Origin of the sequence: Solimonas flava DSM 18980 (assembly GCF_000426685.1) — a bacterium.
Lineage (GTDB): Bacteria > Pseudomonadota > Gammaproteobacteria > Nevskiales > Nevskiaceae > Solimonas > Solimonas flava.
Window position 1 is genome coordinate 390,592 of the sequence record NZ_AUFV01000002.1, and the last position, 18,905, is coordinate 409,496.

General features: G+C 71.3%; 18 protein-coding genes. 8 read left to right on the plus strand and 10 right to left on the minus strand.

Going from position 1 to position 18,905, the window contains the following annotated elements; translation table 11 throughout:
* The first annotated feature begins 11 nt into the window (after positions 1–11).
* From K343_RS0104520 to K343_RS0104530, 3 genes are read left to right on the plus strand one after another with little or no spacing between them, the layout of a single operon-like run.
* Positions 12–764, plus strand: a complete 753-nt coding sequence (locus K343_RS0104520) for a quinoprotein dehydrogenase-associated SoxYZ-like carrier (protein WP_043112116.1) — start codon at positions 12–14, stop codon at positions 762–764.
* A complete protein-coding gene (locus tag K343_RS0104525; protein ID WP_028007036.1) occupies positions 761–1,717 on the plus strand; it encodes a quinoprotein relay system zinc metallohydrolase 1 in 957 nt (318 codons plus the stop codon). The genes K343_RS0104520 and K343_RS0104525 overlap by 4 nt, the downstream gene beginning before the upstream one ends.
* Positions 1,718–1,770: 53 nt before the next feature.
* Complete coding sequence (locus tag K343_RS0104530; RefSeq protein ID WP_028007037.1) at positions 1,771–2,169, plus strand: hypothetical protein; 399 nt, start codon at positions 1,771–1,773, stop codon at positions 2,167–2,169.
* Positions 2,170–2,407: 238 nt separating this feature from the next.
* On the opposite strand, the gene K343_RS0104540 is transcribed toward K343_RS0104530, so the two are convergent.
* Both K343_RS0104540 and K343_RS0104545 read right to left on the minus strand, forming a co-directional pair.
* A complete protein-coding gene (locus K343_RS0104540; RefSeq protein WP_028007039.1) occupies positions 2,408–3,667 on the minus strand; it encodes an NAD(P)/FAD-dependent oxidoreductase in 1,260 nt (419 codons plus the stop codon).
* Positions 3,664–3,975 (minus strand): hypothetical protein, encoded by a 312-nt coding sequence (locus K343_RS0104545; protein WP_028007040.1) that lies wholly within the window; start codon positions 3,973–3,975, stop codon positions 3,664–3,666. Before K343_RS0104545 ends, K343_RS0104540 begins: the two co-directional genes overlap by 4 nt.
* A gap of 239 nt (positions 3,976–4,214) precedes the next feature.
* On the opposite strand from K343_RS0104545, the gene K343_RS0104550 reads away from it, so the two are divergent.
* Positions 4,215–4,667, plus strand: coding sequence for a helix-turn-helix domain-containing protein (locus K343_RS0104550; RefSeq protein ID WP_028007041.1), 453 nt, complete (start codon positions 4,215–4,217; stop codon positions 4,665–4,667).
* A gap of 136 nt (positions 4,668–4,803) precedes the next feature.
* Here K343_RS0104550 and K343_RS0104555 read toward each other — a convergent pair whose 3' ends face one another.
* From K343_RS0104555 to K343_RS0104580, 6 genes are all read right to left on the minus strand, one after another.
* Positions 4,804–7,914, minus strand: coding sequence for an efflux RND transporter permease subunit (locus tag K343_RS0104555; protein ID WP_028007042.1), 3,111 nt, complete (start codon positions 7,912–7,914; stop codon positions 4,804–4,806).
* Positions 7,915–7,918: 4 nt separating this feature from the next.
* Positions 7,919–8,830, minus strand: coding sequence for an efflux RND transporter periplasmic adaptor subunit (locus K343_RS0104560; RefSeq protein WP_028007043.1), 912 nt, complete (start codon positions 8,828–8,830; stop codon positions 7,919–7,921).
* Positions 8,827–10,122: a TolC family protein gene (locus K343_RS0104565; protein ID WP_028007044.1), complete on the minus strand. Its 1,296-nt coding sequence runs from the start codon at positions 10,120–10,122 to the stop codon at positions 8,827–8,829. Before K343_RS0104565 ends, K343_RS0104560 begins: the two co-directional genes overlap by 4 nt.
* A gap of 118 nt (positions 10,123–10,240) precedes the next feature.
* Positions 10,241–10,687 carry a hypothetical protein gene (locus K343_RS0104570; RefSeq protein WP_154662439.1) on the minus strand — a complete coding sequence of 149 codons (447 nt, stop codon included), beginning with the start codon at positions 10,685–10,687 and terminating at the stop codon, positions 10,241–10,243.
* A gap of 41 nt (positions 10,688–10,728) precedes the next feature.
* Positions 10,729–11,091, minus strand: coding sequence for a hypothetical protein (locus K343_RS0104575; protein WP_020649759.1), 363 nt, complete (start codon positions 11,089–11,091; stop codon positions 10,729–10,731).
* 99 nt (positions 11,092–11,190) lie between these two features.
* Positions 11,191–11,961: an ion transporter gene (locus tag K343_RS0104580; RefSeq protein WP_028007046.1), complete on the minus strand. Its 771-nt coding sequence runs from the start codon at positions 11,959–11,961 to the stop codon at positions 11,191–11,193.
* A gap of 132 nt (positions 11,962–12,093) precedes the next feature.
* Between K343_RS0104580 and K343_RS0104585 the strand changes: the two genes are divergently transcribed.
* The 3 genes from K343_RS0104585 (at position 12,094) to K343_RS23230 (ending at position 15,705) form a co-directional block, all read left to right on the plus strand.
* Positions 12,094–13,854 (plus strand): DUF885 domain-containing protein, encoded by a 1,761-nt coding sequence (locus tag K343_RS0104585; RefSeq protein ID WP_028007047.1) that lies wholly within the window; start codon positions 12,094–12,096, stop codon positions 13,852–13,854.
* A 130-nt stretch (positions 13,855–13,984) separates the two neighbouring features.
* The gene (locus K343_RS0104590) at positions 13,985–15,319 is read left to right on the plus strand and encodes an ammonium transporter (RefSeq protein WP_154662440.1); all 1,335 of its coding nucleotides are present in this window, start codon (positions 13,985–13,987) and stop codon (positions 15,317–15,319) included.
* Between the two features lie 95 nt (positions 15,320–15,414).
* Positions 15,415–15,705, plus strand: a complete 291-nt coding sequence (locus tag K343_RS23230) for a hypothetical protein (RefSeq protein WP_051277948.1) — start codon at positions 15,415–15,417, stop codon at positions 15,703–15,705.
* 198 nt (positions 15,706–15,903) lie between these two features.
* Here K343_RS23230 and K343_RS0104600 read toward each other — a convergent pair whose 3' ends face one another.
* Positions 15,904–17,394 (minus strand): protein adenylyltransferase SelO, encoded by a 1,491-nt coding sequence (locus K343_RS0104600; protein WP_084615681.1) that lies wholly within the window; start codon positions 17,392–17,394, stop codon positions 15,904–15,906.
* Positions 17,395–17,564: 170 nt separating this feature from the next.
* Between K343_RS0104600 and K343_RS20985 the strand changes: the two genes are divergently transcribed.
* On the plus strand, positions 17,565–17,753 hold the full coding sequence (locus tag K343_RS20985) for a PLD nuclease N-terminal domain-containing protein (RefSeq protein ID WP_043112117.1): 189 nt from the start codon (positions 17,565–17,567) through the stop codon (positions 17,751–17,753).
* 13 nt (positions 17,754–17,766) lie between these two features.
* Here the strand turns inward: K343_RS20985 and K343_RS0104610 are convergent, their stop codons facing one another.
* Entirely contained in the window at positions 17,767–18,750 is a 984-nt protein-coding gene (locus K343_RS0104610; protein WP_028007050.1) for a ketopantoate reductase family protein, read from the minus strand.
* Between the last annotated feature and the right edge of the window lie 155 nt (positions 18,751–18,905).

An 18,905-nucleotide genomic window follows, 5' to 3' on the forward strand; every position in this document is an offset into this window, starting at 1 on the left:
GGCTTTTGCGCATGCGATGCCGGGCCTGGCTGCTCGCCGCCGCATGGGTCGCGCCGGCGCTCGCCGCGCCGCCCGACGATCCGCTGCGTTCGCCGGCCTGGCCGTACATGGCGGAGCGCTACTTCGCCGGGCAGACGGTGCGCTTCGATGCGGCGGTGCGGGTGCTGATGGCGGGCGCGGCCGAGGACCCGCTGGCGGTGCCGGTGCACGTCGATGCCGACGCGCTCGCCGACGTGCGCGAGATCCTCGTGTTCGCCGACCTCAATCCGATCACGACCATCCTGCGTTACGAGCCGAGCGAGCTGGCGCGGCCGGCGATCGGCTTTCGCTTCAAGGTCCAGCAGGCGACGCCGCTGCGGGCCGCGGTCCGCACCGGCGACGGCGTCTGGCACCTCGGCGGCGCCTGGCTCGACGCTTCCGGTGGCGGCTGCACAACGCCGAGTCAGGCCAGCGGCAGCGGTCTGTGGAAGGATCGCTTCGGCGAGATCGACGCGCGCCTGTGGCCGCGCGCCGATGGCTGGCGCCGCCTGCGTCTGCAGCTGATCCATCCGATGGACACCGGTCTGGCCGGCGGCATTCCGGCGTTCTATCTGGAAACGCTCGATCTGCGGGACGCCGACGGCCGCACGCTCGCGCATCTGCAGACCTTCGAGCCGGTGGCCGAGAACCCGCTGCTGAGTTTCGATCTGGGCGGCCGCGGCGTGGTCTCGATCCGCGGCCGCGACACCCAGGCCAACCGCTTCGCCGGCACGGTGGCGCCATGAGGTGTCTGCCGGGTTCCAGCGCGCTGCTGGCGCTGCTGGCGTTGCTCGCCGTCGGCGCGGCGCCTGCGCAATACGACTACCGCCTCGCGCCGCAGGCGCTCGGCAACGGCGCCTACGTTTTCGTCGGCGCGCTCGAACATTTCACACGTGCCAACGGCGGCAACATCGTCAACACCGGCTACATCGATACGCCGGCCGGCGCCATCGTCATCGACAGCGGACCGTCGCGCCTGTACGGCGAGCAGCAGCGCGCGCTGATCGAGCGGCGCAGCGGCCGGCCGGTCGCGCGCGTCTACATCACGCACGCGCATCCCGATCATTTCTTCGGCGATCAGGCTTATGCCGGCGTTCCGGTCTATGCGCTGCCGGCGACGCGCGAGGCGATTGCTGCCAACGGCGATGCGCTGGCCGACAATCTGTACCGCCTCGTCGGCGACGCGATGCGCGGCACGCAGGCGGTCGCGCCGGGTCTGCCGGCCGGTGCCGGACGCGTCGAGGTCGGCGGTCGCGCGCTGCAGCTGATCGCGCTGGCCGGGCACACCGACGCCGATCTCGCGGTGTTCGACGAGCGCAGCGCCACGCTCTACGCCGGCGATCTGGTCTTCCACCGGCGCACGCCGAGCACGCCGAACGCCGATCTTGCGCGCTGGCTGGCCGCGCTCGACAGGCTCGAAATGATTCCGTACAAGACGCTGGTGCCCGGCCACGGACCGGTGCTGCAGGGCCCGGAGGCGATTCGCGAGACGCGCGACTACCTGCACTGGCTCGACGCAATGCTGCGCGAGGCGGCTGCGCGCGGCGTCGACCTGCCCGAACTCGCCGAGCTGCCGGTGCCGGCGCGCTTCGGCGATTTCGCGGTGCTGCGCGCCGAGCTGTCGCGCTCGGCGGCACATCTGTACCCGGCGCTGGAGACGCAGGCCTTGCGGCGTCTGGCGCCGGACGTGCGCGAGTAGAAAACGACAACATCGCCGGCCGCGCTGCGCCGGTGTCACAAGGAGGGGAAACGATGCAATGGCTGGGACTGTGGGGCGCTTACGCGCCCGTCTACCTCAAGGTGCTGGTGATCGGCACGACGCTGGCGTTCGCGCTGCCGATCTTCCTGGTGCCGCTGCACTGGGCGCGCGCCATGCAGTGGCGCATCCCGGAGCATACCGATCTGGCCGTCTACTTCGGGCGCTGCCTCGGCGCCTTCATCCTGATCTTCGAATGGCTGGCCTGGCGCGCCGCGCACGGCCACGACATCGAGGTCGTGTTCCGCATGCTGCTGGCGATCACCGGTTCGATGGTGCTGGTGCACATCTACGGCGCGCTGCGCCGCATCCAGCCGTGGACCGAGACGCTGGAGATCGGCTTCTACGCCGGGCTGTTCGCGCTCAGCGTGCTGTTCTATCCGCTGGCGACCTGATCCGGCATCGCCGGCGTCGGGCGGCCGTCGCGGCGCTGTCCGCTGCCGGCGACGGCAGCCGCAACGAACCCGGCTACGGCGCCTGTGTCGACCGTCCGGGGCGCCGCAGTCGCGATCGTCGAGGACTGCAGGCGCCGCCGGAGCGACGTCTGCTCGATGATCGGGCCGGCCCGGCTGGCGGCGGACGTTGCCTGCACCGGTATCGCCCGGGCCTGGGCGGCACGCGCCGGGCGTGCTTTCAGCCGAAGCTGTCGCGCAACAGCTGTGCCTGCCAGCCCTCGGCGTGGCGCGCCTCGAGTTCGCGCAGCGCCGGGTCGGCGTGCGCCGGGCTCAGTCCTGACGACAGCTCGTTGAGACGGCCGCCGACGGCGCGATAGCTGCCGGAGATCGACAGCGCGTAATCCGGAGCGAGCAGGCTGTAACAGGTATTGAGCAGCAGCGCCGCCGGCGGCGTTTCGCCGGCGAGCCGGTGCGCGATCGCCAGCGCGCAGGCCTTGCCCTGATTGTTGGCGGCGAACGCCGACTTCGGCATCGGCGCGGCGATGCAGGCGTCGCCGAGCACGTGGATGCCGGGATGGCGCGTCGACTCGAACCCGAGCGGCTCCACCGGACACCAGCCCGACGCGTCGGCGAGATCGGCGTCGCGCGCGAACGCGGCGGCGCGCTGCGGCGGGATCAGGCTGAGCAGCGCGGCGTGCACCGTCTCGCCACCGGCCAGGTGCACGCGGCGTGCCGCGACGTCGACGGCGACGACGGCGCCGCCCTGCGCGCGCGGCCACCACTCGATCATGCCTGGATACAGCGCGTTCCAGCTCGCCATGAAGGCGGCGCGCTTGGAGAAGTCGTCCTTGGCGTCGGCGATGACGATGCGGCGGCGCAGGCCGCGTCGCTGCGCGTGCCAGGCGAACAGGCTGGCGCGCTCGTAGGGGCCGGGCGGGCAGCGGTACGGATTCGGCGGCGCGGCGATCAGCACGGTCGCGCCGTCGGGCAGCGCGTCGAGCTGCGCGCGCAGCCGCGCGAACTGGCCGTCGATCCGCCACGCGTGCGGCACGGCATCGCTGTTCGCGGCGCTGAGTCCGTCGATGGCCTCGTAGACGAAGTCGATGCCGGGGGCGACGACGATGCGCTCGGCGCGCAGGCGCCGGCCATCGGCGAGGCGCAGCTCGCGCGCGACCGGATCGAGCGCGACCGCCGCTTGCGCGAACCAGCGGATGCCGTGGCGGCGCAGGCCGTCGCCGGGCCGCGCGCGGATGCGCTCGGGGCCGATCAGGCCGGCGAGCGCGGCGTTGGAGAACGGCCCGGTCAGGAACGTGCCGCGCGGCTCGACGACGGCGAGTTCCAGCGCCGGCGCGATGCGGCGCAGCGCCAGCGCGCAGCTGGCGCCGGCGAAACCGCCGCCGACGATCACGACGCGCGCCGAGGCTGCACGCACGGCGGCCGGCAGCGCCACCGTCGCCAGCGCCGCGAAGCCGCCGAGCAGCTGGCGCCGGGTCGTCACGGCGCGCCGCCGCGCTCGCAGGCGATCGCGGCGGCGAGCGCCTGCAGGGTCTGATCGTCGAGGCCGGCGAGCAGGCGCGGCATCACCGTGCCGGTGTACGGCGCGTCGCGCAGGCGTGCGAGCCGCGCGTACAAGGCCGGGGCCGGAGCGCGCGGCAGTGCCGGCAGTGCGTCCGGCGCCGCGCCATGGCAGCTGCCGCAGCCGAGGCTCAGCTCGGGGTTCGGGCAGGCGCCGGACGCGGCCGCCGCCGGCAGCGGCGCCAGCGCACAGCTTCCGAACAGCAGGGCGGCAGGCAGACGCAACAGCATGGCCGGGATGCTTGCGGAATCGGCGCTCCGGCGCAACGCATGCCGCCGGCGGTACGCCCGGCGCTGTCGCGTAAACGGGACAGTACCGGGTGCTTCGCCGGGCCGCGCGCGGGGCCGAGCCGCCCGGACGGGGGACGGCTCGCAGTTGCCCCTGCCGGCCAGCATCGGTAATGTTTTTCATTTCTCGGCCGGCGACCGCCGGCGCGTCCCCCCGTTTCACCCTTTGGTTCCAGAAACTTATGTCGGATATCGCGGCTCTGCTGAAGAGCGAAATCACCCGCCTGTCGAAGAAGGTCGTGCGCCAGCAGGCGGCGTCGCTGCAGAAGGCCAGCACGGCGCACCGGCGGCAGCTCGCGGCGCTGAAGAAGCAGGTCGGCGACCTTCAGAAGGAAGTGACGCGGCTGCGCCGCGCTGCGGCGAACGCTGTGCCGGACGTCGAGGCCGACGCGCCGGGGCGCAAGCTGCGCTTCGTCGCCAAGGGGCTGAAGCCGCTGCGCACGCGCCTGGGCGTCAGCGCCCGCGAGTTCGGGCTGCTGATCGGCGTCAGCGAGCAGGCGGTCTACAACTGGGAAACGCGCCGGGCGACGCCGCGCGCCGCCCAGCTCGAGAAGATCGCCGAACTGCGCGGCGTCGGCAAGAAGGAAGTGCGCGCGCGGCTCGCCGCGCTGGAAGGCGAAGCGGCCGAGGCTTGATCGGCCCGGCTCCGGAGAGTCCGGAGCCTATCGCGGGCGGCGCCCGTCGCCCGCGAAGCTCGACCAAAACGAAAAAGGCCGGTGCAGCGTCGGCGGCCTTGCGGCCCTCGGCGCTGCACCGGCCCGCTTGCGGCCGTCAGTCCGTATCGCGGCGGTGCGCGGCCTGATACAGCGCCGGCAGCACCAGCAGGCTCAGGATCGTCGCCGAGATGATGCCGCCGATGACGACCGTCGCCAGCGGCCGCTGCACTTCGGCGCCAGTGCCGGTGTTGAGCGCCATCGGCAGGAAGCCCAGCGACGCCACCAGCGCCACCATCAGGATCGGCCGCAGCCGTGACAGCGCGCCTTCGGTGATCGCTTCGTTGAGCGGCCGGCTCTGCGACAGCAGGTTGCGGAACATCGCGACCATCACCACGCCGGTCAGCACGGCGACGCCGGACAGCGTGATGAAGCCGACGCCGGCCGAGATCGACAGCGGAATGTCGCGCAGCCAGAGGGCGATGATGCCGCCGGTCAGCGCCAGCGGCACGCCCGAAAACACCAGCAGCGCGTCCTTGACCGACGAGAACGTCAGGTACAGCAGGCCGAAGATCATCAGCAGCGAGATCGGCACGACGATCATCAGGCGGTTGGCCGCCGAAGACAGCTGCTCGAACGTGCCGCCCCAGCTCACGTAGTAGCCGGTCGGCAGCTTGATGCCGGATTCGACCGCGGTGCGCGCTTCGGTGACGAAGCCGCCGAGATCGCGGCCGCGCACGTTGGCGGTGACGACGACGCGGCGCTTGCCGTTCTCGCGCGAGATCTGGTTCGGGCCGAGCGTGCGCTCGATTTTCGCGACCTCGGACAGCGGCACGTAGCCGCCGCCCGGCAGCGGCACCGGCAGGCGCGCGAGCGCCGCCGGATCGGTGCGCGCCGCCTCGGGCAGGCGCACCACGACCGCGAAGCGCGCGTCGCCCTCGAAGATCGTGCCGGCGCCGCTGCCGCCGACGGCGGTGGCGACCAGATCCTGCACGTCGGCGACGCGTACTCCGTAGCGCGCCAGCTGCGCGCGGTCCGGCAGTACCGCCAGCATCGGCAGGCCGCTGGCCTGCTCGACTTTGACGTCGGCGGCGCCGGCGATGCCGCCGATGCGCGCGGCGATGCGGTTGGCGAGCCGCTGCAGGGTGTCGAGATCGTCGCCGAACACCTTGATCGCGACGTCCGAGCGCACGCCCGAGATCAGCTCGTTGAAGCGCATCTGGATCGGCTGCGTGAAGCTGTACGCCGCGCCGGGCACCGCGTTGACGGCGGCGGCCAGTTCGTCGATCAGCTGCGCTTTCGGCTTGTCCGGGTTCGGCCATTCCTCGTGCGGCTTGAGCATCACGAAGGTGTCGGTCTCGCCCGGCGACATCGGGTCGGTCGCCGCCTCGTTGGTGCCGGTGCGCGCGAACACCAGGCGCACTTCCGGCACCTCGAGCAGCGCGGTGTTGACGAGCTTCTGCGTCGCCACCGCCTGCTCGATGCCGATGCCCGGGATGCGGGTCGGCTGGATGACGACGTCACCCTCGTCGAGGTTGGGGATGAACTCGGCGCCGAGCCGCGTCACCAGCCAGCCACAGGCCAGCGTCAGCGCCACGGCGCCGCCGAGCACCAGCGGACGGTGCGTCAGCGCCCAGTTCAGCATCGGCGCATAGACGCGCTTGGCGCCGCGCACCAGCACGTTGTCCTTCTCCGAGATCGGGCCGGTCAGCAGGATCGCGACCAGCGCCGGCACCAGCGTCACCGACAGCAGCAGCGCGGCGAGCAGGGCGATGATCACGGTCAGCGCCATCGGATGGAACATCTTGCCCTCGACGCCGGTGAGGGCGAGGATCGGCAGGTTCACCAGCACCACGACCAGCACGCTGACCAGACTGGGGCGGAACACCTCGCCGGTCGCCTCGTGCACGACGGCGAGCCGGTGGCGCAGCGGCAGCACGCCGCCGCGCTCGTGCTGCGCGTGTCCGAGCCGCATCAGGCAGTTCTCGACGATGATCACCGAACCGTCGACGATCAGGCCGAAGTCGAGCGCGCCGAGGCTCATCAGGTTGGCGCTGATGTCGCCGCTGACCATGCCGGTGAAGGTCATCAGCAGCGACAGCGGGATCACCAGCGCAGTCAGCAGCGCGGCGCGCAGATTGCCGAGCATCACGAACAGCACCACGACGACCAGCACCGCACCTTCGATGAGGTTCTTCTGCACGGTGGCGACGGTCTTGCCGACCAGCACGGTGCGGTCGTAGACGGTGACCGCCTCGACGCCTTCGGGCAGGCGGCCGCGGATCTCGTCGAGTTTGGCGGCAACGCGACGGGCGACGATGCGGCTGTTCTCGCCGATCAGCATGAACGCCGTCGACAGGACCGTCTCCTCGGTGCCGAGCTGCGCGGCGCCGGTGCGCAGCGGACCGCCGAGGCTGACCTCGGCGACGTCGGCGACCGTGACCGGCACGCCGTTGCGCGTGGCGACGACGACGCGGCGCAGGTCATCGAGCCCGCGTAGCTCGCCGGGCACGCGCACCAGCAGCTGTTCGCCGTAGCGCTCGATGTAGCCGGCGCCGCGGCTGCCGTTCGACGCGATCAGCGCCATGCGCAGATCGTCGAGGCTCAGCTGCTGGGCCAGCAGCCGCGCCGGATCGGGCAGCACGTGGAACTCCTTGACGCGGCCGCCGATGGTGTCGACTTCGGTGATGCCGGAGGTCTGCCGCAGCTGCGGCCGCACGATCCAGTCCTGGATCGTGCGCAGCGCGGTGGCGTCATACGGCGTGCCGTCCGACTGGCGCGCGTCGGGCTTGGCGCGCAGCGCGTACATGAAGATCTCGCCGAGACCGGTCGCGATCGGGCCGAGCGAGACTTCGGCGTCGGCCGGCAGGCTGGAGCGGACGTCGATCAGGCGCTCGTTGACGAGCTGGCGGGCCAGATAGATGTTGGTGCCGTCCTCGAACACCGCGGTGATCGTCGCCAGGCCGTACTTGGAGATCGAGCGCGTCTGTTTGAGGCCGGGCATGCCGCCGAGCGCGGTTTCGATCGGGAAGGTGACGCGGCGTTCCGTTTCGAGCGGCGAATAGCCGGGCGCACGCGCCGCGACCATCACCTGCACATTGGTGATGTCCGGTACCGCGTCGACCGGCAGGCGCTGGTACGAGAACACGCCGATCGCCGCCAGCAGCAGGGCCAGCAGCACCATCATCCATCGCCGCGTGACGGCGAGGTGGAGCAGGGAGTCGATCATGGGTTCACTCCTCGCTCTTGGCCTGCCACTGCGACTTCAGCAAGAAGCTGTTGCCGACCACGACGCGCTCGCCGGCGGCGAGGCCCTCGCGCACTTCCGCGTAATGGCGGTCCTGCGCGCCGAGCACGACGGCGCGCGCGACGAAACCGCCGTCGCGCTCGACGAACACGCTGCTGCGACCCTCCAGCTCCTGCAGCGCCGATTGCGGCACGGCGAGCGCGACGGCGTGCTCGGCGGTGATCAGCTCGGCGCTGACGAACTGGCCCGGGCGCCAGCGGCCGTCGGCGTTGTCGAGCGTCGCGCGCACGCGCACGCTGCGGCGCTGCGGATCGCTCTCCGGCGCCACGTAGTCGACGCGGGCGCGCGTCGCCTCGCTGCCGCGCTCGGCGTAGAGATCGACGGGCTGGCCGACGCTGACGCGCCCGGCGTCGTGCGGGAACACCGCCAGCTCGGCCCAGACCTTCGACAGGTCGCCGATCAGGAACAGCGTCTGGTCGCCGAGCGACTCGCCGTCGTTGACCTGGCGGTCGAGGATGCGGCCGCCGATCGGCGCGGTGATGCGATAGGGCTCGAGGCTGTCGTTCGATTCGACCACCAGCAGGGTCTCTCCGGCGGCGACGCGGTCGCCGATGTTCTTGGTGACCTTGCGGGCGATGCCGGGGTAGCGCGCGGCGACGCGGCGGATGTGGTCGGCGGCCGGCGCGATCTCGCCGTAGACGCTCAGCACGTCGGCGATCGTCTGCGGGCCGGCCGGCGCGACTTCGACGCCGGCCTCGCGGCGGTGCGCCTCGTCGAGCTGGATGACCAGTTCGGTCGCGGCCGCCGGCGTGGCGATCGCGGCCGGCGGGGCGTCGCCGCCGCAGGCGCTGAGCAGGGCGGCGAGCGCGATGCTGGTGAGAGCAAGAGTGTGGTTCATGGCGAGGGAGTTCCGTTCGGGGCGGCGGCCAGCGCGGTCATGCGCTCGACGGCGGCCAGCATGCGGTGGTAATCGGCGGCGTTGGTCAGCAGTTCGCGTTCGAGGTCGAGGCGCGTCTTCTGCGCGTCGAGCAGGTCGATCTGCGAATAGCGGCCATTGGCGTAGCCACGGCGCGTCAGCGTCAGTGCTTCTTCGGCCTGCGGCACCAGCACATCGCGCAGCGATTCGACCATGGTGCGCGCGTGGCGCAGTTCCTGGACGAAGTCGTACAGCGTCGTTTCGCTCTTGACCGCCGCGGCGCGGCGTTCGGCGCCGACGCGGTCGCGCAGCGCCGCGGCTTCGGCGATCGCGCCCTGGTTGCGGTTGCCGATCGGCAACGGCAGCAGCATCGAGGCGATCAGCGCGTAGTCGCCGGTCGACTGCAGACGGCGCACGCCGGCGCTGAACAGCGGGTCGCCGTTGACCTGCGACTGCGCGTAGCTCAGCTCGGCATTGCGCAGGCGCTGCTCGACGTCGTAGCGCGCGAAATCCGGGCTGCGCCGCAGGCGCTCGACCAGCACGCTGTAGTCGTCCGTCGCCGGCAGCATGCGCAGCTCGGCGCGGGCATGGTCGAACTGCGGCTCGGATTCACCCCACTGCGCGCCGAGCATGCGGCGCTGCGTCGACAGCAGATGCTCGTAGTGCTCGTACTCCAGCTGGGCGCGTTCGAGCGCGATGCGCGCGCGGTTGACTTCGAGGCTCGACGCCGCGCCGGCGCGCACGCGGCGCTCGGCCGCGGCCAGCGTCAACTTGGCGTTGTCGATGCTGCGCTGGGCGAGATCGAGCTGCTCCTGCGACTCGACCACATCGATGAAGCGGCGCGTGGTCTCGGCCAGCACGTCGAGTCGCGCCAGCTCGGTGTCAGCGTCGACCTGTTCGATCTGCGCGCTGGCGACGCCGATGCGCGCTTCGCGCTTGCCTGCGCTCTGCCAGACCTTGGCCAGGCGCAGCGTCGCCTCGATCGATTCGGCGTTGCGGTAAGGGCCGCTGCCGGCGAAGTTCTCGAGATCGACGCCGACTTCGGTGCGCGGGCTGAGCCCGGCCTGCACGCGGCGGCCGTCGGCGGCGGCGCGGTCGTAGGCGTAGCGGGCCAGATCCGGATGCGCGCGCAAGGCGAGCGTCGCGGCCTGATCGAGGCGCAGTTCGCCGAGCGGATGCGGCACTTCGGCCACGGGGGGCGCGGCGGCGGCCGCGCAGGACAGCGCCAGCAGCAGGCCGAGGCCTGCGGCGGGACGCCAGCGTTTGGGCAACATGTGTAGCTCCCGAAACTGATGAATACGACGGCATCGCCCATGCCGGACGGCATGCGGGCGATATTGGGGCAGGCCGCAGCCGCACGCCTTGACGGGCGTCAGCCGCAGCAATCGGGAACTAGCGGGGCGGGCCGCGCAGCGGCGGCGGGAGCTGTGGCTGTCGGTACAGCCCGGACGGGCTGGCGCGCTCGGGGCGCAGGCCGGTGTGCGGCGGCGCGAACAGCAGCAGCAACAGCGGCAGCAGGACGACGAGGGCGACCGGCCAGGCCGTCAGGGGCATGACGGCCTGTGCCGAACCGTCGTCGCCGAACATGCGCACGTCGTGATCCTGATCGTGCGGCAGGTGCGGGGTCGAGGCGTCGGCGATATAGGTCAGCGGCACGATGCTGCCGTCGACGGTCGTCTGCGTTTCGCCGAGATGCTGGTGCCAGTGCAGGTCGACGGCGCGCACGAGCAGCATCGAGCTGACCAGGACGGTCAGCAGGACGGCGAGCAGCGGCGAGCCGTGACGGAACATGTGATCAGTGTAGCAGCCGGTGTCCGGCGGTGCGTAAATGAGAAGCACGACGCGTGCCGGGACGCGCCGTGCTGGCCGGTTGGCGCGCGTTACTTGGCCGGCGTCGCCGACAGGCGCTTGCAGATCGGCCGGTCCGGATTGGCCTTGCAGGCTTCCTCGAGCTTGGCGCGACGCTCTTCCTTGCACGACTCCGGATGGGCCTGGCACTCGGCCGCCTTCTCCTGCATCTTCTGCTTCATTTCCTCGCACTTGGCCGGATCGGCGTCGCACTTGGCCTTGATGCGTTCCTTGGCCTGTTCGCAGCGCTCCGGATGCTGCTGGCACCAGGCGGCGCCGGCACCGGAACCGGCCGGTGGCGTCGCGCCGTCCTGCGCGTGCGCGAGCGGGGCGCTGCCGAGCACGGCGAGCGCGACGAAACACAGCGAACGGATCTTCGAGGAGCGGATCTTCATGGCGGGGCTTCCAGTCGGGGAGGGCACGGGCAGTGTGCCGCAGCCGCGTCGCCGACGGTGTAACGCTTTGTCACGCCGGCGCGGCCGCCGCGGCGACGCTCAGGCCGGCCGGATGTCGCCGGCGACCGGCGCATTGTTGACGATGACCGCGGTGCGCAGCTGCGTGAGATTCTCGCGCATGATGTCGGCGACCAGCTCGTCGGTACGCGGGTCGGCGAGCACGTCCTCGACGATGCGGAAGCCGGCGTCGACCAGCGCCTCGCTGATGTCGCGATAGAACGGCAGCCGCGACAGCCGGCTGGCGCGCGGATCGTTGGCGAGCTTTTCGAAGACCATCGCGCGCAGGTCCTTCTCGTTTTCCTTGAGTGCGCGCGCGATGTTGCGCGTGTAGGTGCCGCGGCCGAGCACGTCGGCGACCTCGTCGAGCACGGCGACGGTGACGGCGTCGCTGATCGAATCGACGATGGTGTTCTTGAAGCGGTTGACGAGCAGGTAGGTGAAGTCGTCGCCGAGCGCGCGGTCGGCGGCGCTGCCGAAGCGCGACAGCAGTACGACGATGCGGATCACGCGGAACAAGCGGAAGCCGCGGATCGCCGGATGCGCCGCCGGGATCATGCCGAGAATCTCGTACCAGTTGCGCATCAGGAACTGGCGCTTCCAGCCCTCGGCGCGCCAACGCCACAGGAATTCGACGGCGAAGATCGCGCAGATGACGAGATCGGCCAGGATGATGTCACGGCGTTCCTGGGCGGTGACCGGCCCCCAGGTTTCGTAGGCGAGCAGGCCGATCGAAATGATCGCCAGCGCCAGCATCAGCCAGTCGACGGGGCCGATGCGGCGGCGGGGCGGGGCGGCGGTGGCGTGGGTCATGGAGCTCCTTCGCGGTCGCGAGCGGCGATCCCGCCGTCAGGTCGGCGGCGGTCGCGCAGAATGAGGAAATGCCCGCTCTGAACGGCGGGCATGCGCCGCTATGATGCGGCCACCGCAACAGGAGCGCACCCCATGATCCGATCCGTCACGATGGCACGTGCCGTCGCCGCCGCCCTGCTGCTGCTCGCCGGCGCCGTGCGGGCCGACGCCGGCGCGACGTTCCGCGCGCAGTTCGGCGATGCCTTTCTCGATCGCTACTGGGCGCTGCAGCCGGACGCGGCGATCACCGTTGGCTATTACCGCTATGCCGCGCGCATCGCCGTGCCGGACGCCGCCTACCGCGCGCGCCGGCTCGCCTTTCTCGACCGCTCGATCGCCGCGCTGCGGCGCCTGCCGGAGGCCGGCATGGACGCAGCGACGCGTACCGACCGCGCGGTGCTGCTGAGCCAGCTGGAGCAGGAACGCTGGTCGCTCGCCGAGTTCCGCGAGTGGCAGTGGAACCCCTCGCTCTACAACGTCGCCGACGCCTTCGCGCTGCTGCTGAACACGCCATACGCGCCCGAGGCCGAGCGTCTGCGCACGGTCTCGCAGCGCCTGACGCAGGTGCCGGCCTATTACGCGGCGGCGCGCGCCGCGATCGAGCGGCCGGTGCGCGAGCAGGTGCAGCTGGCGATGCAGCAGAGCCAGGGCACGCTCGACGTGTTCGGCGAGGCGCTCGAACGGCAGCTCGCCGGTTCGGCGCTGCGCGCCGACGAGCGCGCGCGCTTCCTGCAGCGGCTGCGCGCCGCACGCGCCGCGGTCGAAGGCTACATCGCCTTTCTCGAGGCGCTCGACCAACGGCTCGCGCGCGACGGCGGCGGCCGCGACTTCCGCATCGGCGCCGCCGCCTACGAGCGCCTGTTCGGCTACGCGATCCAGACCGGCGTCACGCCGGACGCGCTGCATGCGCGCGCGTTGCAGGAGAAGGAGCGGCTGCACGAGCGCATGGCCGAGCTCGCCGACCACCTGTGGCCGAAGTACTTCCTGGATCAGGCGCCGCCGCCCGAGCGCGTCGCACGCATCGGCCAGCTGATCGCCCGGCTGTCGGACAACCACGCCACGCCCGCCGGCTTCTACGGCGAGGTGCAGGCGCTGATTCCGCGCCTGGAGGACTGGGTGCGCACGCACGGGCTCGTCGATCTCGATCCGAGCCGCCCGCTCGCGGTGCGCGTGACGCCGCCGTACCAGCGCGGCGTGGCGATGGCCTCGGTCAACGCGCCGGGCCCTTACGATGCAACCGCCAGGACCTACTTCAACGTCACGCCGCTCGACGACTACACGCCGGCGCAGGCCGACAGCTTCCTGCGCGAGTACAACCGCTGGCTGCTGCAGATCCTGGTGATCCACGAGGCGGTGCCCGGCCACTACGTGCAGCTGGTCTATGCCAACAAGGCGCCGAGCCGCATCAAGAGCGTGTTCGGCAACGGCCCGATGATCGAGGGCTGGGCGGTCTACAGCGAGCGCATGATGCTGGAAAGCGGCTGGGACCCGTCGCCGGAAATGGAGCTGATGTACTCGAAGTGGCTGTTGCGCGTGGTCTGCAACACGCTGCTCGATTACGGCGTGCACGTGCGCGGCATGTCGGAGGACGAGGCGCTGCACCTGCTGCGCGACGAGGCCTTCCAGAGCGAGACGGAGGCGCACGGCAAGTGGCGCCGCGCCCAGCTCAGTTACGTGCAGCTGGCCAGCTACTTCGCCGGCTACTCGGCGATCTACGACTTCCGCGAAAGCCTGAAGCAGCAGCTCGGCGAGCGTTTCGACCTGAAGAAGTTCAATGACCGCTTCCTGAGCTACGGCAGCGCTCCGGTCGCGGTCATCACGCCGCTGATCGGCGCCGAGGACGTCGCGCGCTGAGCCGCCGGCCGCGGCCGGCCGGCGCCCGCCGTGCGCCGGCCTGGGGCGAATCGCGTACGGCGGCGCTGGCATCAAACATGCTTGCGAATCATCCGACCGTTCAAGGTGGAACGGCATCGGGGGAAATTTCGTGCGCCTACGCCTGTTCCGGCAGCCGTCGCTGTGCGCCGCATTCGCGGCATTCGTCGCCACCGTCCTGAGTGCGCCGGCCGCGGCCGAGGTCGCGGCACGCCCGCATCTGGTCGCCGCCGACACCATCAGCGCCGGCGACACCGCGTGGATGCTCAGTTCGACGGCGCTGGTGCTGCTGATGACGATTCCCGGCCTGGCGCTGTTCTACGCCGGCATGGTGCGCAAGAAGAACGTGCTCGCCACCGCGCTGCAGAGCTTCTTCGTCTGCGCGCTGGTCACCGTGCTCTGGGTGCTGGTCGGCTACAGCCTCGCGTTCACGCCGGGCAGCCCGTACCTCGGCGGCCTCGACCGCTTCGCGCTGCAGGGGCTGCTGTATCTCAAGGACGCCGGCCAGCTGACCGTCAGCCACGTCGCGACGACGATTCCCGAATCGGTGTTCGTGATGTTCCAGATGACCTTCGCGATCATCACCCCGGCGCTGATCACCGGCGCCTTCGCCGAACGCATGCGCTTCGGCGCGATGGTGCTGTTCATGGCGCTGTGGTCGCTGCTGGTCTACGCGCCGGTCGCGCACTGGGTCTGGGAGCCGACCGGCTGGCTCGCCGGCCTCGGCGCGCTCGACTTCGCCGGCGGCACGGTCGTGCACATCAACGCCGGCGCCGCCGGCCTGGCCTGCGCCTACATGCTTGGCCGGCGCACGCATTACGGCAGCGAGCCGTTCATTCCGTTCAATCTTGGTTTCACGATGCTCGGCGCCTCGCTGCTGTGGGTCGGCTGGTTCGGCTTCAACGCCGGCTCGGCGGTCGCCGCCGACGGCCGCGCCGGCATGGCGATGCTGGTCACGCAGACGGCGACGGCGATGGCCTCGCTGACTTGGGTCACCGCCGAGTGGCTGATCCGCGGCCGCGTCTCGCTGCTCGGCGCGCTGTCCGGCGCCGTCGCCGGCCTGGTCGCGATCACGCCGGCGTCCGGCTTCGTCAATGTCGGCGGCGCGCTGGCGATCGGCGTCGCCGCCGGCGTCGCCTGCTACTGGGGCGCGACCGGCCTCAAGCGCCTGCTCGGCGCCGACGACTCGCTCGACGTGTTCGGCATTCACGGCATCGGCGGTCTGGTCGGCGCGCTGCTGACCGGCGTGTTCGCCGACAAGAACATCGGCGGCGCCGAAGGCCACGTGCTGACGCAGGCGATCGGCGCGTTCGCGACGCTGGTCTACAGCGGCGTGGTGTCGCTGCTGATCCTGGTCGTCCTCAAGTACACCGTCGGCCTGCGCGTCAGCGCCGAGGAAGAGCTCACCGGACTCGATCTCTCGCTGCACGGGGAGACGATTCCGTAGATCGCGATCGACGCGGCGCAAGGCTGGATCTGGGGCAGACGGAAGGAGCGGTTTTTGCGCGTCCGGCATGAAGCCGGCGCAAGGGAGTTGTCGTCATGACCGAGAACGAAGCATTGCTGCTCGCCACGCGCCTCTATGTGCGCATGCGCGCCAACGGCGGACGCGTGATCGACGCCGTGTGGATGACGCAGAACGTCGAGTACGCGCGCGAGGTCCTGCGTCTGGCCTACGCGCACGCCGACGGCGAGGTCCAGCGTCTGGCGGCGCGTTTCGAGGAACTGGTGTTCGGCGCCGCGGCACCGCGCGCCGCCGCGCCGGCCGCACCGCGCCCGGCGGCGGCGCCGGGGCTGGCGGTGCCGAACAAGTACGTCGGCGTGCTGCGCTGAGGAAGGTCTGAAAAACGCCGTCATCGCAAGGCTGCAGCGGCCGTGGCGATGCAGAGACGCCACGGGTGTCGTGCGCCGCCGGATGGCTTCATCGCCGCGGCTCCTCGCCATGACGATGGATGAGCTTTATCAGCGGTTCCCTAAACGCGCTCTGTCGCGCCGGCGCGGACGTGACGCCGCGCTTCCCGGCTTTTCTTCCTACGACGAGCAGCTGATGCTCAGGTGCCGGGCATCCGCCGGCGGCTCGGCGGCGTAGGCCTCGTGTTCCGGCTGTTCGTCGTACGGGCGCCGCAGGATCGTCAGCAGGCGTTCGATTTCCGCGCCGCTGCCGCGCTCCGCCGCCTCGATGGCGCGCTGCGCGAGATGGTTGCGCAGCACGTATTTCGGATTGACTGCGTTCATCCGCGCCGCACGCGCGGCGTCGTCGGTGCCGTCCTCGGCACGCAGGCGCGCGCGCCAGTCCGGCAGCCAGGCGTCGAAGGCCTCGACCGCCGGCAGCCAGTCGCGCAGCGCCGAGGCGTCGCCGCCGTCGGCGGCCGGCACGGCGGCGAGGCGGCGGAAACTGAGCGTGAAATCCGCGCGACCCTGGTGCAGCAGCGACAGGAAGCGGTTGATCAGCGCCGCATCGTCGTCGCGTGCCTCGCGCAGGCCGAGCTTGGCGCGCCAGCGTGCCGTCACCGTCTCGCCGTAGACCGGGCCGTAGCGTTCGAGCAGGCTTTCGGCGATCTCGACGGCGCGGTTCTCGTCGGCGTCGAGCAGTGGCAGCGTTGCCTGCAGCAGCCGCGAGCAGTTCCAGTAGCCGATCGCCGGCTGGCGGTCGTAGGCGTAGCGGCCGCCTTCGTCGCTGTGATTGCAGATGTGGTGCGCGTCGAACGCGTCGAGAAAACCATAGGGGCCGTAGTCGAGCGTCAGGCCGAGCACCGACATGTTGTCGGTGTTCATCACGCCATGGCAGAAGCCGACGCTCTGCCACTGCGCCATCAGCCGCGCGGTGCGCTCGACGACTTCGCCGAGCCAGCGTGCGTAGCGGTCCGGCGCGCCGCGCAACGCGGGGAAGTGCTCGTCGATGACGTGGTCGGCGAGCGGCGCCAGGCGCTCCGGCTGGCCGCGGTAGTAGAACACCTCGAAGTGGCCGAAGCGGATATGCGAGGGTGCGACGCGGCAGATCACGGCGGCGCGCTCGATCGTCTCGCGATAGACCGGGTCGTCGCCGACGATCAGGCTCAACGCACGCGTGCTGGGGATGCCGAGATGATGCATGGCTTCGCCGGCGAGATATTCGCGCACGCTCGAGCGGATCACGGCACGGCCGTCGGCGAAGCGCGAGTACGGCGTGCGTCCGGCGCCCTTGAGCTGCAGATCCCAGCTGGCGCCGGCGGCGTCGCGGAGCTGGCCGAGCAGGATCGCGCGGCCGTCGCCGAGCTGCGGCACCCAGACGCCGAACTGATGGCCGGCGTAGAGCGTGGCGAGCGGCGCGCCGCCGGGCAGCGCGCGGTTGCCGGCGAAGGTCTCGACGAAGGCCGGACTCTGCAGCGCGCCGGGATCGAGGCCGAGCTGCGCGGCGAGCGCGGCGTTGGCGTGCAGCAGCCGCGGCTCGCGCAGCGGCGTCGGCGCGACGCGCGTGCCGTAGGCCTCGCCGAGCGCGGCGAGGCGGTTGTCGAAGCGCAGCGGATCGAGAGGCTCGGGCACGGTGGATTTCACGGAGACGCGGCCGGGGCGGCACGAAAGGCGCACTGTAGCGAAGCCGTCCGCGCAATGCCGGCGGCGCGTCGCCGCGCATCTGTTATAAAGACCGCCATCGCGCGCCCGGCCGCCGGCGGCCGGCGACGCATCACTCTGGCGCAGGGAGCGTTAACGGCATGATGAACTTCAACCACAACATGGGCCTCTGGGGCTTCCTCGTCCTCGTCGCCGACATCTGGGCGATCGTCAGCGTGGTGCAGAGCGCCCTGACGACCGGCAAGAAGGTGTTGTGGATCCTCCTGATCCTGTTCCTGCCGGTGCTCGGCTTCATTCTCTGGCTGCTGGTCGGTCCGCGCGGCCGCTGACGCCAGTTCGCGTTCAGCCCCCGAGCCGCGCGCGCAGCGCCGCCGGTGTCCAGTAGGCCGGCGGCAGCGCCGCGCCGAGCGCGTCGACCAGCTCGACCAGTGCCGCATTGCGCGGCGCGGCGCCGCCGATGCGCGCGGCGAGCCGCACGATTTCGCCGTTCAGTTCCGCGACCTCGGTGCGCTTGCCGTGCTCGACGTCGGCGACCATCGACGGATAGGTGCGGCCGTGCAGGCCGTTGCGCCAGCGCGCGAAGTGCCAGGGCAGCTGCGTGCGGCCGGCGAGCAGCGCGCGGTAGACGCCGTACGGAAACGGCATCGGCAGATCGAACGCGGTGCCGCTGGCGCGCAGCAGGCCGACCGCTTCGTCGAGGATGGCGACGTAGATGGCGCGCAGGTCGCGCTGCGTCAGCAGTTCCTCGAAGCTCGCGTGCGTCAGCGCGCAGATCGCGTTGGCGAGGTTGATCAGCAGCTTGCCCCAGGCCGCGGCTTCACCCTCGGCGCGCTTCACGGCGACGCCGGGCGCCGCCAGGGCGCGGCGCAGCCGGACGTCGTCGCTGCCGACGATCAGCTGCGGGCGCGTCGTCAGCTCGGTTTGCAGCGGCGCCAGCCACTGCGCGTTGAACATCACCGTCAGCGGCACGACGCGCGCGTGCGGCAGGCGCTCGCGCAGGCGGCGCAGCGCCGACAGGCCGTTGAGCGTCGAGACGATCGTGCAACCGCGCGGCACCGGCGGCAGCGTGTCGATCAGCGCGTCGAGTTGCGGATGCTTGACGGCGATCAGCAGGTAATCGACGCCGTCGAGCGCGAGGCTGCCGGCCAGCGGCGGCCGCGGCGCGCGCAGTTCGCCGCCGGCGTGCCGCACGCACAGCGACGCGGCGGCCGCGAAGGCGGCGCGATCCTTGTCGCGCGCATAGATCCGCAGCGGCTCGCGACCGGCGGCGGCGATGAAAGTCGCCAGCGTCGTGCCGACCGCGCCGGCGCCGACCAGCATCATCATCGCCGCATCGCGCCGTGCGGCGCGCGTTGAATGTCCATGTCGGTTCTCCTCATTTTTAACGGGGGCGGTGTCCGATGGCACCGGCGCTCGAGCACGATTATGCGTGGCCGCCGCGCCAGACGCGGGCGGCGGCCGGACAATGACAGCTGCGGCCG

Coding starts and splice junctions, on each gene's coding strand:
- K343_RS0104520 (WP_043112116.1), top strand. CDS start 12: ATGCGATGCCGGGCCTGGCTGCTCGCCGCCGCATGGGTCGCGCCGGCG.
- K343_RS0104525 (WP_028007036.1), top strand. CDS start 761: ATGAGGTGTCTGCCGGGTTCCAGCGCGCTGCTGGCGCTGCTGGCGTTG.
- K343_RS0104530 (WP_028007037.1), top strand. CDS start 1,771: ATGCAATGGCTGGGACTGTGGGGCGCTTACGCGCCCGTCTACCTCAAG.
- K343_RS0104545 (WP_028007040.1), bottom strand. CDS start 3,975: ATGCTGTTGCGTCTGCCTGCCGCCCTGCTGTTCGGAAGCTGTGCGCTG.
- K343_RS0104550 (WP_028007041.1), top strand. CDS start 4,215: ATGTCGGATATCGCGGCTCTGCTGAAGAGCGAAATCACCCGCCTGTCG.
- K343_RS0104555 (WP_028007042.1), bottom strand. CDS start 7,914: ATGATCGACTCCCTGCTCCACCTCGCCGTCACGCGGCGATGGATGATG.
- K343_RS0104560 (WP_028007043.1), bottom strand. CDS start 8,830: ATGAACCACACTCTTGCTCTCACCAGCATCGCGCTCGCCGCCCTGCTC.
- K343_RS0104565 (WP_028007044.1), bottom strand. CDS start 10,122: ATGTTGCCCAAACGCTGGCGTCCCGCCGCAGGCCTCGGCCTGCTGCTG.
- K343_RS0104575 (WP_020649759.1), bottom strand. CDS start 11,091: ATGAAGATCCGCTCCTCGAAGATCCGTTCGCTGTGTTTCGTCGCGCTC.
- K343_RS0104580 (WP_028007046.1), bottom strand. CDS start 11,961: ATGACCCACGCCACCGCCGCCCCGCCCCGCCGCCGCATCGGCCCCGTC.
- K343_RS0104585 (WP_028007047.1), top strand. CDS start 12,094: ATGATCCGATCCGTCACGATGGCACGTGCCGTCGCCGCCGCCCTGCTG.
- K343_RS23230 (WP_051277948.1), top strand. CDS start 15,415: ATGACCGAGAACGAAGCATTGCTGCTCGCCACGCGCCTCTATGTGCGC.
- K343_RS20985 (WP_043112117.1), top strand. CDS start 17,565: ATGATGAACTTCAACCACAACATGGGCCTCTGGGGCTTCCTCGTCCTC.
- K343_RS0104610 (WP_028007050.1), bottom strand. CDS start 18,750: ATGATGATGCTGGTCGGCGCCGGCGCGGTCGGCACGACGCTGGCGACT.